Below are 14,260 nucleotides of genomic sequence, written 5' to 3' on the forward strand. Positions count from 1 at the left end.
CGACCCGTGCGTGACCTGAAGATCCCCGAGCAGCGCCACCCTGAAAAGGCGCATCGCCCCGATCAGTCGCAACCCAAGAAACCGGACTGGATCCGGGTCAAGGCGCCGGGGGGCAAGGGTTATGCCGATACCCGCCGGATCATGCGCGACAACAACCTGGTGACTGTCTGTGAAGAAGCCGGATGCCCCAATGTCGGCGAATGCTGGAGCCAGGGCCACGCCACCATGATGATCATGGGCGAGATCTGTACCCGTGGCTGCACCTTCTGCAACATCGCCACCGGGCGGCCCGATGCGCTGGACGCGTTCGAGCCAGGCCGGGTGGCGCATGCGGTCGAGAAACTGGGTCTGAACCATGTGGTGATTACCAGCGTTGACCGCGACGACCTGGCCGATGGCGGTGCCGAGCATTTTGCCCAGACCATTCGTGCCATCCGGCATCGCAGCCCCTCGACCACGGTCGAGATTCTGACACCCGATTTCCTGAAATGCGCGCCCGAGGTGCTGGAAGTGGTGGTCGAGGCGAAACCCGACGTGTTCAACCATAATCTGGAAACCGTGCCGGGCCTGTACCCCGAGGTGCGCCCCGGCGCGCGCTATTTCCACTCGCTGCGCCTGCTCCAGCGGGTCAAGGAGCTGGACCCGTCGATCTTTACCAAATCCGGCATCATGGTCGGCCTGGGTGAGACCGAACAGCAGGTGCGCCAGGTGATGGACGACATGCGCGCCGCCGATATCGATTTCCTGACCATCGGCCAGTACCTGCAACCGACGCCGAAACACCACCGGGTCGACCGTTTCGTCACGCCCGAAGAATTCGCGTCTTATGAGAAAGCCGCCTATGGCAAGGGCTTCCTGATGGTCTCGGCAACGCCGCTGACGCGCTCGTCCTACCACGCGGGCGACGATTTTGCGCGCCTGCGGGACGCCCGGCAGAAGAAACTCGGCCTGGCATGACGCCCGACGATCTGGCGCGGCTCACCGCGTTGCGCCATGCGCTGCACCGTGCGCCCGAGATCTCGGGCGCTGAGGGGCGCACCGCTGCGATGGTTGCGGGTCAGTTGCGCGAGATGGGCGCCGACCGGGTGCTGACCGGTCTGGGCGGTCACGGGGTGGTGGCGGTCTTTGACAGCGGCGTCGCGGGGCCCAGCGTTGGCGTGCGTTGCGAGTTGGACGCGCTGCCCATTCCCGAAGAGACCGGCTTGGCCTATGCCAGCGAGACGCCGGGCCACGGGCATCTTTGCGGACATGACGGTCATATGGTCATCGTTCTGGCGGTGGCCGAGGCGCTGGCCATGCGGCGCCCGGCACGGGGCCGAGCGATCCTGATCTTTCAACCGGCCGAGGAAACCGGCAAGGGTGCCATGGCGCTGCGGGCCGATCCGCGCTTTGCCGAGGTGGAGCCCGACACGGTGCTGTCCTTGCACAACCTGCCGGGATTGCCGCTGGGCACGGTCGAGCTTTGCGCGCGTGCGGCCAACTGTGCCTCTCGCGGGATGGCGATCCGGCTTTTTGGCAAAACCTCACATGCGGCGGCGCCGCAGGATGGGCTGTCACCCGCGGGTGTGATGGCGGCGTTGATGCCACGGCTAGCGGCGCTGGGTCCGGGTGGGGCGCTGGACGATGGCTTTGCTTTGACCACGCTCACCCATGCCCGGCTGGGCGAGCCGACATTCGGCGTCGCGCCGGGCGAGGGCACGCTCTGGGTCACGTTGCGCACTGTCACCGATGCGCGCATGGCGGCGCTGGTGGGTGAGGCCGAGGCGCTGGTGTTCGCCCATGCCGACCCTGCGGGGCTGCGCGTCGAGATCGCTTATGACGACGTGTTCGAGGCCTGCACCAACCATCCCGTCGCCGTTGATCTGCTGGCCGAGGCCTGCCGAGCGGGCGATGTGCCGCTGCGCCTGACCGAAGTGCCGCAGAAATTCTCCGAGGATTTCGGGCAATTCGGCAAGGGGGCCGAGGCCGCAATGCTGTGGCTGGGGGCCGGGACCGGTCATCCGCAACTCCACAATCCCGACTATGATTTTCCCGATGCGCTGATCCCGGTGGGGGCCGGTATCTTTGAACGCGCTCTGCGTTCGGTGCTGGGGACCGGCCCGGTCAATTCGCAGGCAGCGCCTTGAGATAGGCGGCGATTGCGGCGCGATCCTCGGGCGGCAGTTGCGCGGTGTTCTGGATCACCTCGGCCATGGCGCCGCCCGCGCTGTCGTAATCGGGGGTGAAGCCGGTTTCCAGGTAATAGGCGATGTCCTCGGCGCTCCATTTCAGCGTTTTGGGCGTCAGGTCGGGAAAGCGGCCCTTGCTGCCGGGGATCGGCCCGCCGGACAACCACTTGTCACGCTGCAATCCACCCAGTGCATCGCGCGGGGTGTGGCATTCGCCGCAATGTCCCAGCGCCTCGACCAGATAGCGCCCGCGCGCGATCTGGTCGTCGGCGGGATCGGACATCACCCAGCCCTTGCCCGTGTTGAGCTGTTTCCACATCCCCAGGCCCCGCCGGATGTTGAAGGGAAAGCCCACATCGTGAGCGCGGCTGGGCGTATCCGAGACGGGCAGGGTGATCAGATAGGCATACAGATCGGCGATATCGCCCAGTTCCGCGTTGGCGTAGGAAACGAAGGGGAACGCGGGATAGTAATGCTGACCCTCGGGCGAGGTGCCGTATTTCATCGCATTGGCCAGGTCCAGCACGCTCCAGCCGCCGATCCCGTGTTCCGGAGAGGGCGAGATATTGGGGGCATAGAAGGTGCCGAAGGGGCTGGCAAAGCCCTCGCCCCCGGCCAGCACCAGCCGCGTTTCGCCCTCAGCCCCCGGCGCGGCGTGGCAGGAGGCGCAACCTGCAGCGGCAAAGACCAGCGCACCGCGCGCGGCATCACCCGCGACACCGTCCAAAGCGCTCTGAGCCAGGCGTTCGGGCCGGGTGAGCAGCCAGAACACCGCAAGGCCGGCAAGCGCCAGCACCGCACCGATGCGCAAGAGCTTCATCCGCGCCTCCGTCAGAAACAAGGAACCGGTCCCAGTCTAGCCGGGACCGGCGCGCGCGTCACTCTTCGGCGCGGAAGGGCTTGTGGCAGCCGCCGCAAGAGGCGCCAACCGGGCCGATGGCCCCACGCAGCGCTTCGAGATCGGTGCCGGCGGCGGCCTGCAGGGCCGCGACCGCCTCACCCATCGCCTGCGACTTGGCGCCGATATCCGAATCAGCGGCCCAGATGGCGGGCAGGGCGCGGGTGCCCTCGACCGAGGCATTGTCCGACCCGGCGGGCCAGGCGGTGGGCATCCAGATCGACTTGGCGGCGGCCAGGTTGTTGGCGGCCAGCGCGGCGGCTTCGGCGTCGTATTCTGCTTCGCCTTTGGCCATGGCGCCAAGAATGCCCAGGTTGAAGGCATAGAGCGTCATCTGCGCCTGGCGGGCCTTGATTTCACGCGCGAATTCGCCCTGTGCGTGGCTACCGGCCAGGGCCAGCCCCCCCACGGCACACAGCGTGGCGGCGGCGATGGCGGTCTTGGTCTTTGCAAACATGTCCCGTCTCCGTTGCGAAAAAGATAATGACAACATCCCCAAGTGTACTTGTGTTAATCTTAGCGGATAGTCTGCATTTCTGGTTAAAGGGTCTTAAATCTTGCACAGATTGAACTGGGACGACCTGCAATTTGTCTTGGCGGTGGTCGAGGCGGGTAGTGTGGCGGGGGCGTCCCGGCGGATGGGGGTCAATCACGCCACCGTTTTGCGCCGGATCGCCGCCTTTGAGGAGAGTGTCGGCACCCAGGTGTTCGACCGGACCCCGCGTGGCTATGTTCTGAGACCCGATCGGCTGCGTCTGATCGCGGCAGCGCGCGAGGTGGGGCAGGCCGTGCAGTCGGTACACCAGCTGGCGCAGGGGCTGGACGCGCCCCTGGCCGGCCACGTGCGGGTGACTTCCACCGATACGCTGTGCCAGAGCCTGCTGCCCGAGATCCTCGCCGATCTGCACCAGAGTGCGGGGGAATTGCGGCTATCGCTGATCTCGACCAACAGCCATCTGAACCTGTCGCGGCTCGAGGCCGAACTGACCCTGCGCCCGGCGCCGGTGCTGCCCGAGGGGCTGGTGGGCGAAAGCCCGGTCAGCATGGCATTTGCCGCCTATGCGGCACCGGGCTGCAACACCGCGGGCTGGCTCGGCTTCGACGGAGCGATGCGGAGGTCGCGACCCTGGGCCTGGTTGGAGCCGCAACTTGAGCCTGGGGCGGCAATCGGATCGGCCGACAGTTTCCTGGTGCTGCGCGAGATGGTGGCGCAGGGGCTGGGCCGGGCGTTGCTACCCTGTTTCATCGCCCGCAACGACCCCCGATTGGTACGGCTTGATGTCGGACTGCCACCCGAGACCGCAACCCCGATCTGGGTCGCCTGCCACGAGGAACTGGCCGATGTGCCGCGCCTGATCCGGGTTCGTGGCCTGCTCTGCCAGGCGCTTCGAGACCGGGCGGCGCAACTCGGCCCGTGAGCCGGGGCAAGAAAATTCGACGAATTTTCTTGGATTGCGCCGCGCAGGCAACGCGCCGTATCAGGCCTCGGTAAAGCGGACCTTGCCGATGAAGGGCAGGTTGCGGTTGCGTTGGGCAAAGTCGATGCCATAGCCCACCACAAACTCATCGGGGATCTCGAAGCCGATCCAGTCGGAGCGGAAATCCACTTCGCGCCGGCTGGGTTTGTCCAGCAGCGCAATGGATTTCAGCCGCTTGGGCATCCGGCTGAGCAAGAGATGAGTGACATGGTTCAGAGTATGGCCGGTATCGACGATATCCTCGACCACCAGCACGTCGCGCCCCTCGATCGGGCTGCGCAGATCCTTGAGGATGCGCACCTCGCGGCTCGATTCCATCGCGTCGCCATAAGAGGAGGCTTCGAGGAAATCGACCTCGATCGGCAGGTCGAGCTCGCGCACCAGATCGGCGATGAACACGAAACTGCCGCGCAACAGGCCCACCACGACCAGCTTGTCGGTATCGGCGAACTCGGTCTGGATCTCACGGCACAGCGCCTCGATCCGCGCCGCGATGGCCTTGGCCGAGATCATCTCGTCAATCACATAAGCGCGGTCAGTCATCGCAGCCCCCTTGATCTTTGGCGCGCAACATACGAAATCACGCGCCATTGTCACCAACAAATACCCAAGGACAGATGCCCACACATTCGGAAACACGTCGCCTGCCCTATACCGCCCAGCAGATGTACGATCTGGTTGCCGATGTGGCGAAGTATCCGCAGTTCCTGCCCTGGTGCGCGGCCGCCCGGATCCGCAGCATCACGCCGCAGGGCGCGGCGCAGGTGATGGAGGCCGATCTGGTGATCTCGTTCAAGGTTTTCCGCGAGCGGTTCGGCAGCCGGGTGACCCTGTTTCCAGCCGAGATGCGGATCGATACCGAATACCTGGACGGGCCGTTCAAATACCTGAAATCCGACTGGGCCTTTGCCGATGCGCCCGAGGGGGGCTGCGACGTCTCCTTTCACGTGGATTTCGAATTCAGGAACGCCATCCTGCAAGGGGTGATCGGCCTCGTCTTCAACGAGGCGATGCACCGGATCGTGCGCGCCTTCGAGGAACGCGCAAGGGCGCTTTACGGCTGAGCGATGCCCTCTTTACGCGGGTCCGTCCGACGCTAGACTGCGCGTCATGCCTGAGTTGACACGCACCCTTGCCGACTTCGCCACTGGTTCCATTTCCACGACGCCCGCCGCCCGGCTGGTCACGTCGCTGTCCGCGCTTGACTGGATCGCGGTCGGTCGGGCCGGGGTCGAGGAGCCGGTTTCGCGCATCCTGCGCGAGATGGTGTTGGAGGAGGGTGGCGCCGGGCGCGCGCATCTGTTCGGCGGCGGCGCGGCACCCCTGCGAGGGGCTGCGCTGGTCAATGGCACCGTGTCCCATGCACTGGATTACGACGACACTCATTTCGCCCATATCGGCCACCCATCTGTGGCGGTGTTTCCCGCCGTACTGGCCATGGCCGAGGCGCGCGATGCCGCGATTGTCGAACTGTTGGAGGCGGCGCTGGTTGGGATGGAACTGTCGGTGCGCGTCGGCCTCTGGCTGGGGCGCGGGCATTATCAGGCGGGGTTTCACCAGACCGCCACCGCTGGCGCCTTTGGCGCCGCCGCCGCTGCCGGGCGGCTGGCCGGATTGACGCCGCAGCGGATGGCGCAGGCGCTTGGCCTGACCGCCACGCGCGCCGCCGGGCTCAAGGCGCAGTTCGGCACCATGGGCAAACCCTATAACGCGGGTCTGGCCGCTGCCGCCGGGATCGAGGCGGTGGAGCTGGTGCGACGCGGTTTTGATGCCAATCCGCTGGCGCTGGAGGGCGACTACGGCTTTGGCGCCACCCATCACGGCGCGGGCGAGATGTCGGCGCTGGAGGGGCTGGGTGAAAGCTGGCTGTTCGAACAGGTGAGCCACAAGTTTCATGCTTGCTGTCACGGGCTGCATGCGGCGCTCGAGGTGGCGCGCAGCCTGGATATCGCCGCGCCCGAGGTGGCCACATTGACGGTTCGCACCCATCCGCGCTGGCTGAGCGTGTGTAACCAGCAGGCGCCCAGCACCGGGTTGGGGGCCAAGTTCTCCTATGGCACGGTTCTGGCGATGCGGGCGCTGGGGCATGATACCGCGCGGCTTGACAGCTATAGCGATGCCATTTGCGCAGATCCCCGGCTGATCCAGCTGCGCGACCGGGTGGAGGTCATCGGCGACGAGAGCCTGAGCGAGACCCAGGCGCATCTGTCGCTCTTGCGCCGTGACGGTCAGCGACAGGAGGTGCGCCATGACCTGATGGCGCCGCTGACGCTTGCCGAGCGCGAGGAACGCGTGCGTGCCAAGGCGGTCAAGCTGATCGGGGGCGGTGCCGCCGACGAGATCTGGGCCTTGCTGCGCACCGGCGGCGGGGCGGCTGATCTGGCGTCGCGTTTGACCGCTGGCTGAAGCGGTATCGCGCGTGCCGCGCGATGCCTCCGGCGGGGATATTTACAGCAAGAGGAAAGAGGGGGTCTTCATGGAGAGGCTGAGGTACCGACCAGAGAAAAGGCGGACCCCTGTTCAGAGATCCGCCTGAGCCCCTTGAGGGCATCGGAACAGCCGAGGTGGGCTCAGCTGCTCATGTCATAGGCCCGCTCGCCATGAACGGAGAGGTCAAGCCCGTTTGTTTCGGTCTCGGCATCTACGCGAAGCGGGGTGATGAGCGCAACCACCTTGACCAACACGATGGTGACAACGGCCGTGAAGACACCCACGATCACCAGCCCGCCCATTTGAGCGGCCCAGCTGCCGGCGCCGAGCACGGCGATCATGAGCGTGCCAAAGATGCCGCCGACCCCGTGCACGGCAAAGACGTCGAGCGTGTCGTCGATCTTCAGCCAGTTGCGCACCAGGTTCACCGCCTCCTGGCAGAGGATACCGGCGACGGCGCCAATGAGCAGTGCTGCGGTGGGGCCGACGAAGCCGCTGGCCGGGGTGATCGAGGCAAGACCTGCGATGGTTCCGGTGACGAGGCCGACCAGCGAGGCCTTGCCGTATTTGATCCGCTCCCACAACGCCCAGCTGAGCGAGGCGGTGGCGGCCGAGATATGGGTGACGGTCAGCGCCATGGCGGCGCCACCATCGGCGGCCAGCTGCGAGCCGCCATTGAAGCCGAACCAGCCCACCCACAGCATCGCCGCACCGATCATCACGAAACCGGGATTATGCGGCGGAGTGGTACGGTTGCGGCGCGGCCCCAGCACGACAGCGATGATCAGGGCCGCCAGACCCGCGGTTTCGTGCACCACGATGCCGCCCGCGAAGTCCTTGACACCAGTTTCGCCGAAGATCCCGCCATCGGCCAGCATGCCGCCACCCCAGATCCAGTGCACCACTGGCGCATAGCAAAGCAGCATCCAGAGACCCGAGAAGGTGAGAACAAAACCGAAGCCCACGCGCTCGACATAGGCGCCGACGATCAGGGTGGGGGTGATGATGGCGAATGTCATCTGGAAGGCAAAGAACAGGATCTCGGGCAGGGTGCCGCTGAGGCTGTCGGCGGTGACACCGGTCAGCATCACCTTGTCCAGCCCGCCCCAGAACCCCGATGAACCGCCGCCAAAGGCGATGGAGTAGCCCGCCACCAGCCAGAGCACGCTCATCAGGCAGGCAATGGCGAAACAGTGCATGAAGACGCTCAGCACGTTGCGGGCGCGCACGAGGCCGCCATAGAACAGGGCCAGCCCCGGCAATGTCATGAAGAGGACCAGGGCCGTGGCCACGATGATCCAGGCGGTATCGGCTCCGTTCATGGGCCGCTCTCCTTTGCTGCGAATGCGAGTGGTGAGAGCGGTTGTGCGGATTTAGGGCGCGGGAAAAAGAGGCGGCCTGCCGGAAACCTGCCTGTTTTTGCCGCTTTTTTTCAAGTGATGAAAAAAGTGGCGCTCCGGCCCGGGCTTTGCCGGTTCAGGCAGCGATCATGGAAAGGCCGCGACCCAGCAGCGCCAGGGCATGGTCGCGGGCGGCGGTGCGTACCTGTGCGCGGCCCAACGCGCCGAACTCGACTGTCTCGCTGCTGGTGGCGATGCCATCGCCCGCCAGCGCGAAACAGACCCGGCCTTCGGGCTTGAACTCGGATCCGCCTGGGCCGGCGATGCCGGTGATCGACACGGCCAGCATGGCGCGGGAATGATCCAGCGCGCCCTCGGCCATTTCACGCGCGACCTGTTCGGACACCGCGCCATACGAGTCGAGCGTGGCCTTGCGCACGCCCAGCATCTCTTGTTTGGCACTGTTGGAATAGGTGACGAACCCGCGTTCGACAACGTCGGAACTTCCGGGAATGTCGGTCAGGGCGGCGATCACCATGCCGCCCGTACAGCTTTCGGCGGTGGCGATCTTGGTGCCCTGTTTTCGGGCACGCTCCAGCAGGTCGGCAACAGTCATAGGCCCAGTACTCCATGAGAAAAGCCCGCCAGCAGGGCAGTGCACATGGCGGCAAAAAGACCGGCGATGATATCGTCCAGCATCACTCCCATCGGGTCGCCCCGGCGGTCGGCCCAGCCGACCGGGCCGGGCTTGGTGATGTCGAACAGGCGAAACAGGACAAAGGCCGCGATCCAGCCGGGCCAGAGCACCGAGATGTCGAGCCCGTGCAACCAGGCGGGCAGGGACAGCGCCCAGAGCGCCAGGAACTGGCCCGCCACCTCGTCGATGACGATTTCCGAGGGGTCGTGATCGGCCTTACCCTCGGTCATCACCCGCGTCGCCCAGAGTCCGGCGAAATAGGCGCCCGCAGTGGCCAGCGCCAGCAGGGGAAAGCCGCCCAGCTGATGCAGGACCCAGGCCAGCGGCAGCGCCGCCAGCGAACCCCATGTGCCCGGCGCGGGCCGCAGATAACCGACGCCGCCGACGGTGCCGATCAGCGTTGCGGCGTTCATGGTTTCACCAGACAGGCGGTGGCCAGCGCGGCGATCCCTTCGCCCCGGCCGGTGAAACCCAACCGCTCGGAGGTGGTGGCCTTGACCGATACACGGCCTGCATCCAGCTCCATGATCCGGGCCATTTCCTGTTGCATTGCAACGGCGTGCGGGCCGATCTTGGGGTATTCGCAAACCAGCGTGCAGTCGATGTTCGACACAATGAACCCACGCGCGCGCACCAGATCGACCGCATGGCGCAGGAAAATCTCGCTGGCCGCGCCCTTCCATTGTGGGTCCGAGGGGGGGAAATGGCGGCCGATATCGCCCTCGGCCAGGGCGCCATAAAGCGCGTCAGTGACCGCATGCATGCCCACATCGGCGTCGGAATGCCCTTGCAGGCCCCGGTCATGCGGCACCCTGATACCGCAGAGGATCACGTGATCGCCCGGTCCGAACCGGTGCACGTCATATCCGTTGCCAAGCCTTACATCCATATCCTGCCTCAATATCCGTTCGGCGCGGGCGAAATCCTCGGCCCGCGTGATTTTCAGGTTGTCCGGGTCGCCGGGTACGATGGCCACCCTCAGCCCGGCGGCGCGCGCCACCTCGACATCATCCGCCGCAGCGCCAGGATGGGCGGCATGGGCCGCGACGATGGCGCCATAGCGAAAGCCCTGCGGCGTCTGCGCAGCAAACAGCCCGTCACGGTCGCGGGTGCCGGTCACCAGACCCTCGGCCCCGGTCCAGAGCGCATCGGTCACCGCCAGTCCCGGCGCCGCGCCGGGATGGCCGTCGAGCGCGTCCAGTACGGCGCGAATGGTGTCCTTTGAAACGCAGGGCCGCGCCACGTCATGGATCAGGACCTTGGTGATGCCGAGATCCGCCAGCGCCGCCAGCCCGTTGCGGACCGAGCCCGCACGATCAGAGCCGCCCGGTGCGAGGATCAGCGAGGTCTGGGCGAATTCCTCCCACGCATCGTGGTCCTCGGGATGCAACACCAGAACCACATGACCGATTTGCGGAATCTCAAAGCGTTCCAGCGTCCAGTCGGCCACCCGGCGCCCGGCCAGCGGGCGCCATTGTTTCGGCACGCCACAACCCGCGCGGGTGCCGCGCCCGGCGGCTACGATGATGGCGGCTGTGGTCATGGCGGTCCTCGGGGCGCGGGCAGGCGGGTATTGCCCGATCTTTATGGGGTGACGCCTTCGCTGGCAATGACCCGTGGTGAAGCGATTAAAAATTAGGCATATGCGTAATTGATGACCCTTGATTGGGTGCGATTCATTGTGCAATGGCCGTGGCTTCATTACCAAGACCTCAATTGCACAAGGATTAGGCACAGGTGACGCTGCATCTCGGAGACAAGACCCTGACCCCGCCGGTGATCCTGGCGCCGATGGCCGGAATCACCGACCGGCCCTTTCGCGACCTGGTGATGGAGTTCGGTGCCGGCATGGTGGTGAGCGAGATGGTCGCCAGCCAGGAGATGGTGCAGGCCAAACCGGGCGTGCGCGAGCGGGCGGAACTGTCGGCGGATGTGGAAAACACCGCCGTGCAGCTGGCCGGGCGCGATACGCACTGGATCGCCGAGGCCGCCCGTCAGGTTGCCGACCGGGGCGCGCGGGTGATCGATATCAATATGGGTTGTCCGGCCAAGAAGGTGACCAACGGCTATTCCGGCTCGGCCCTGCTCAAGACCCCCGATCACGCATTGCGCCTGATCGAGGCGGTCGTGGGGGCCGTCGAGGTGCCGGTCACGCTCAAGACCCGGCTGGGCTGGGACGAGACGCTGATGAACGCACCCGATGTGGCGCGGCGCGCGGCTGATGCCGGCGTGCGGATGGTCACCATCCATGGCCGCACCCGTTGTCAGTTCTACAAGGGACGCGCCGATTGGGCGGCGATTGCGGCAGTGCGCGCGGCGGTCGATGTGCCGCTGATCGCCAATGGCGATATTACCTGCGCCGACACGGCCCGGCAGGCGCTGGAGCGGTCTGGCGCCGATGGCGTGATGGTGGGGCGCGGCGCACAGGGGCGACCCTGGCTGCTGGCGCAGATTTCCCATGCGCTCTATGGCACGCCCGCGCCAGAGGTGCCGCAGGGTGCGGCGCTGGCCGACATGGTGGCGCGCCACTATCAGGCGATGCTGGATTTCTATGGGCGCGACCTGGGCCTGCGCGTGGCGCGCAAGCATCTGGGATGGTACATGGACGAGGCCGGCACCCCGGTCGTGCTGCGCAAACAGGTGCTGACCACGCGCGACCCCGATGCCGTGTTGCGCCTGCTGCCCGAGGCGCTGAACGGCGCGGCGGAGGCGGCGGCATGAGCGCTGAGAACGCCATCTGGGCCTCGCTGCCGGTGCCCGCCTTCCTGATCGATGCGGGCAACCGGATCGTCGACGTGAACTCTGCCGCCGAAGGTTTCCTGAACCTGTCGCGCAAGGCGGTGCTGGGTCAACCGGTCTGGGATCAGCTGGCCATCGACGCGCCGATCGAACCGGCGTTCGAACGTGCCCGCACCCAGGGCACGCCCCTGTTTGTCAACGATATAGATGTCGGCTCGGGCAATCGCGCACCGCTGCAATGCGCCATCCAGATCGCCCCCCTGATCGGCAGTCCCGGCGTGATGATGATGCTGCTTAGCCCGCGCGAGTTGGCCGGGCGGATGACGCAAAGCCATTCGGTGAAATCGGCGGCGCAATCCGCCATCGGCATGGCCGAGATGCTGGCACACGAGATCAAGAACCCGCTGGCAGGCATCACCGGCGCCGCCCAGCTTCTGAGCATGAACCTTGCGGCCGAAGACCTTGAACTCACGGATCTTATCGTGGCCGAAAGCCGCCGCATCGTAAAGCTGCTGGAGCAGGTCGAACAGTTCGGCAATCTCAGCGTGCCCGATTTCAAGCCGGTCAATATTCACGACGTGCTGGACCGCGCCCGACGCTCGGCTCTGCTGGGCTTTGGCGCGCATATGAAGATCATCGAGGATTACGATCCCTCGCTGCCTCTGGCCTATGGCGATCCCGACCAGCTGTTGCAGGTGGTGTTGAACCTGCTGAAAAACGCCTCCGAGGCGGCGCCGGGTGGCGGCACCATCCGGCTGCATACCTATTTCGAACATTCCTTCCGTCTGCGCCGCAATGACGGCTCGGGCCATTCCCTGCCGCTTCAGGTCGAGGTGATCGATGACGGTCCGGGCCTGCCCGAAGAGATCCGCGCCGATATCTTCGATCCCTTTGTTTCGGGGCGCGAGAATGGCACCGGGCTGGGCCTGGCGCTGGTGAGTAAGATCATTTCCGACCATGACGGCTGGATCGCCGTCGATTCGGTCCCTGGCCGCACGGTGTTCCGCCTGTCGCTGCCCAGGGTGCCGAAGCAAAGCGGCGAAAAGGAGAGCAACTGATGGATGGCACGGTTCTGGTGGCCGACGATGACCGCACGATCCGCACGGTGCTGACCCAGGCGCTGACGCGGGCGGGGTGCAAGGTGCATGCGACCTCGTCCCTGACCACGCTGATGCGCTGGGTGGCCGAGGGCAAGGGCGATGTGGTGATCTCGGATGTGATCATGCCCGATGGCAACGGGCTGGAGATGCTGCCCAAGATCGCCCAGGACCGGCCCGGCCTGCCGGTGATCGTGATCTCGGCCCAGAACACCATCATGACCGCGATCCAGGCCGCCGAGGCCGAGGCCTATGATTACCTGCCCAAACCCTTTGACCTGCCTGACCTGATGAAACGCACCGCGCGTGCGCTGGAGCAGAAGCGGCGCACCGTGCCCTCAGAGCCGCGCGACGAGGTCGCCGAGCGGCCCGACGAGTTGCCGCTGGTCGGGCGCACCCCGGCGATGCAGTCGCTTTACCGACTGGTGGCCAAGGTGATGAACACCGATCTGCCGGTGATGATCTCGGGCGAGAGCGGCACCGGCAAGTCGCTTATCGCGCGCACAATCCACGATTTCTCGGACCGCCGCACCTTGCCCTTCATCTCGGTCACCGCCGCAGACCTGATGGAACTCGAAGGGCCGGCGCGGGTGCTGGCGCGGGTCAAGGGTGGCACGCTGCTGATCGACGAGATCGCCGATATCAGCGACGAGATTCAGGGCCGGATCGTGCGGATGATGGATGCGCCCGGCGATTACGTGCCGCGTTTCATGGCCACCAGCCAGGGTGATCCGGCCCGCGCTATGGAGACGGGCAAGCTGCGGCGCGACCTGTATTACAGGCTATGCGGGGCGCCCATCCATGTGCCCGCCCTGCGCGAGCGGGTGGACGATATACCGCTGTTGACCGAGTATTTCATGGCCAAGGCCGAACGCGAGGGGGCGCCAAAGCGCTGGTTGGGCACCGGCGCGGCCGAACTGTTCCGCCTCTATTCCTGGCCGGGCAATGTTCGGCAACTTGAAAACGCGGTGCGCCGGTTGTCGCTGATCAGCCGGGCCGAGGAGATTTCGCGAACCGAGGTCGAGCAGGTGCTGGGCAATCAGCCCGAACTGGAACCCGCGCTTGGAGGGCACGGCGATGCCGAAAAGCTTTCGGGCTCGGTTGCGCGGCATCTGAGGCGGTATTTCGACCTGCACGGCAATGTCCTGCCGCCGCCGGGCCTGTACCAGCGCATCCTGCGCGAAGTCGAGGCGCCGCTGATCGAAATCGCGCTCGAAGCATCGGGCGGCAATCAGGCAAAATGCGCCGATCTTCTGGGGATCAACCGGAATACGTTGCGCAAGAAAATCACCGATCTCGATATAGAGGTGACACGGCGGCGCAAACTGATGTAATATCGCCACACAAAGCGTGGCATCCGGGCCGCAACCCGGCAAAGACCACGAAATATGGCGGTAAGCCGCTTCGGCGGCA

Annotated in this window: 15 protein-coding genes; 8 read left to right on the forward strand and 7 right to left on the reverse strand. The window is 65.7% G+C overall.

Going from position 1 to position 14,260, the window contains the following annotated elements; genetic code table 11:
• The first annotated feature begins 6 nt into the window (after positions 1-6).
• Together lipA and AC2FL1_RS06430 are read left to right on the forward strand one after the other, a co-directional pair.
• Entirely contained in the window at positions 7-957 is a 951-nt protein-coding gene (gene lipA, locus AC2FL1_RS06425; protein WP_496823780.1) for a lipoyl synthase, read from the forward strand.
• The gene (locus AC2FL1_RS06430) at positions 954-2,126 is read left to right on the forward strand and encodes an amidohydrolase (protein ID WP_496876334.1); all 1,173 of its coding nucleotides are present in this window, start codon (positions 954-956) and stop codon (positions 2,124-2,126) included. The genes lipA and AC2FL1_RS06430 overlap by 4 nt, the downstream gene beginning before the upstream one ends.
• Here the strand turns inward: AC2FL1_RS06430 and AC2FL1_RS06435 are convergent.
• A complete protein-coding gene (locus AC2FL1_RS06435) occupies positions 2,104-2,988 on the reverse strand; it encodes a c-type cytochrome (RefSeq protein ID WP_496876335.1) in 885 nt (294 codons plus the stop codon). The two genes, AC2FL1_RS06430 and AC2FL1_RS06435, sit on opposite strands and share 23 nt — an antisense overlap.
• 58 nt (positions 2,989-3,046) lie before the next feature.
• The gene (locus AC2FL1_RS06440) at positions 3,047-3,523 is read right to left on the reverse strand and encodes a c-type cytochrome (protein ID WP_011047825.1); all 477 of its coding nucleotides are present in this window, start codon (positions 3,521-3,523) and stop codon (positions 3,047-3,049) included.
• 100 nt (positions 3,524-3,623) lie between these two features.
• On the opposite strand from AC2FL1_RS06440, the gene AC2FL1_RS06445 reads away from it, so the two are divergent.
• Positions 3,624-4,484 (forward strand): LysR family transcriptional regulator, encoded by an 861-nt coding sequence (locus AC2FL1_RS06445; RefSeq protein ID WP_496876336.1) that lies wholly within the window; start codon positions 3,624-3,626, stop codon positions 4,482-4,484.
• 60 nt (positions 4,485-4,544) lie between these two features.
• Here AC2FL1_RS06445 and hpt read toward each other — a convergent pair whose 3' ends face one another.
• Positions 4,545-5,087 (reverse strand): hypoxanthine phosphoribosyltransferase, encoded by a 543-nt coding sequence (gene hpt / locus AC2FL1_RS06450; protein ID WP_496823774.1) that lies wholly within the window; start codon positions 5,085-5,087, stop codon positions 4,545-4,547.
• Positions 5,088-5,161: 74 nt separating this feature from the next.
• Here hpt and AC2FL1_RS06455 point away from each other — a divergent pair, with 74 nt between their 5' ends.
• Positions 5,162-5,608 (forward strand): type II toxin-antitoxin system RatA family toxin, encoded by a 447-nt coding sequence (locus tag AC2FL1_RS06455; protein ID WP_496876337.1) that lies wholly within the window; start codon positions 5,162-5,164, stop codon positions 5,606-5,608.
• A gap of 46 nt (positions 5,609-5,654) precedes the next feature.
• On the forward strand, positions 5,655-6,950 hold the full coding sequence (locus AC2FL1_RS06460; RefSeq protein ID WP_496876338.1) for an MmgE/PrpD family protein: 1,296 nt from the start codon (positions 5,655-5,657) through the stop codon (positions 6,948-6,950).
• A gap of 164 nt (positions 6,951-7,114) precedes the next feature.
• Here AC2FL1_RS06460 and AC2FL1_RS06465 read toward each other — a convergent pair whose 3' ends face one another.
• The 4 genes from AC2FL1_RS06465 to AC2FL1_RS06480 form a co-directional block, all read right to left on the reverse strand.
• A complete protein-coding gene (locus AC2FL1_RS06465) occupies positions 7,115-8,296 on the reverse strand; it encodes an ammonium transporter (protein WP_496876339.1) in 1,182 nt (393 codons plus the stop codon).
• A gap of 154 nt (positions 8,297-8,450) precedes the next feature.
• Complete coding sequence (locus tag AC2FL1_RS06470) at positions 8,451-8,930, reverse strand: CinA family protein (protein WP_496823767.1); 480 nt, start codon at positions 8,928-8,930, stop codon at positions 8,451-8,453.
• Complete coding sequence (locus AC2FL1_RS06475) at positions 8,927-9,424, reverse strand: phosphatidylglycerophosphatase A family protein (protein WP_496876340.1); 498 nt, start codon at positions 9,422-9,424, stop codon at positions 8,927-8,929. Before AC2FL1_RS06475 ends, AC2FL1_RS06470 begins: the two co-directional genes overlap by 4 nt.
• Positions 9,421-10,554 carry a bifunctional 2-C-methyl-D-erythritol 4-phosphate cytidylyltransferase/2-C-methyl-D-erythritol 2,4-cyclodiphosphate synthase gene (locus AC2FL1_RS06480; RefSeq protein ID WP_496876341.1) on the reverse strand — a complete coding sequence of 378 codons (1,134 nt, stop codon included), beginning with the start codon at positions 10,552-10,554 and terminating at the stop codon, positions 9,421-9,423. The genes AC2FL1_RS06475 and AC2FL1_RS06480 overlap by 4 nt, the downstream gene beginning before the upstream one ends.
• A gap of 194 nt (positions 10,555-10,748) precedes the next feature.
• Between AC2FL1_RS06480 and dusB the strand changes: the two genes are divergently transcribed.
• From dusB to AC2FL1_RS06495, 3 genes are read left to right on the forward strand one after another with little or no spacing between them, the layout of a single operon-like run.
• A complete protein-coding gene (gene dusB, locus AC2FL1_RS06485) occupies positions 10,749-11,732 on the forward strand; it encodes a tRNA dihydrouridine synthase DusB (protein ID WP_496876342.1) in 984 nt (327 codons plus the stop codon).
• A complete protein-coding gene (locus AC2FL1_RS06490) occupies positions 11,729-12,808 on the forward strand; it encodes a two-component system sensor histidine kinase NtrB (protein ID WP_496876343.1) in 1,080 nt (359 codons plus the stop codon). Before dusB ends, AC2FL1_RS06490 begins: the two co-directional genes overlap by 4 nt.
• A complete protein-coding gene (locus AC2FL1_RS06495) occupies positions 12,808-14,181 on the forward strand; it encodes a response regulator (RefSeq protein ID WP_496876344.1) in 1,374 nt (457 codons plus the stop codon). Before AC2FL1_RS06490 ends, AC2FL1_RS06495 begins: the two co-directional genes overlap by 1 nt.
• The last annotated feature ends 79 nt before the right edge of the window (positions 14,182-14,260 follow it).

Source organism: Ruegeria sp. YKSF070, assembly GCF_059612725.1.

Coding starts and splice junctions, on each gene's coding strand:
- AC2FL1_RS06430 (WP_496876334.1), top strand. CDS start 954: ATGACGCCCGACGATCTGGCGCGGCTCACCGCGTTGCGCCATGCGCTG.
- AC2FL1_RS06435 (WP_496876335.1), bottom strand. CDS start 2,988: ATGAAGCTCTTGCGCATCGGTGCGGTGCTGGCGCTTGCCGGCCTTGCG.
- AC2FL1_RS06440 (WP_011047825.1), bottom strand. CDS start 3,523: ATGTTTGCAAAGACCAAGACCGCCATCGCCGCCGCCACGCTGTGTGCC.
- hpt (WP_496823774.1), bottom strand. CDS start 5,087: ATGACTGACCGCGCTTATGTGATTGACGAGATGATCTCGGCCAAGGCC.
- AC2FL1_RS06455 (WP_496876337.1), top strand. CDS start 5,162: ATGCCCACACATTCGGAAACACGTCGCCTGCCCTATACCGCCCAGCAG.
- AC2FL1_RS06460 (WP_496876338.1), top strand. CDS start 5,655: ATGCCTGAGTTGACACGCACCCTTGCCGACTTCGCCACTGGTTCCATT.
- AC2FL1_RS06465 (WP_496876339.1), bottom strand. CDS start 8,296: ATGAACGGAGCCGATACCGCCTGGATCATCGTGGCCACGGCCCTGGTC.
- AC2FL1_RS06470 (WP_496823767.1), bottom strand. CDS start 8,930: ATGACTGTTGCCGACCTGCTGGAGCGTGCCCGAAAACAGGGCACCAAG.
- AC2FL1_RS06475 (WP_496876340.1), bottom strand. CDS start 9,424: ATGAACGCCGCAACGCTGATCGGCACCGTCGGCGGCGTCGGTTATCTG.
- AC2FL1_RS06480 (WP_496876341.1), bottom strand. CDS start 10,554: ATGACCACAGCCGCCATCATCGTAGCCGCCGGGCGCGGCACCCGCGCG.
- AC2FL1_RS06490 (WP_496876343.1), top strand. CDS start 11,729: ATGAGCGCTGAGAACGCCATCTGGGCCTCGCTGCCGGTGCCCGCCTTC.
- AC2FL1_RS06495 (WP_496876344.1), top strand. CDS start 12,808: ATGGATGGCACGGTTCTGGTGGCCGACGATGACCGCACGATCCGCACG.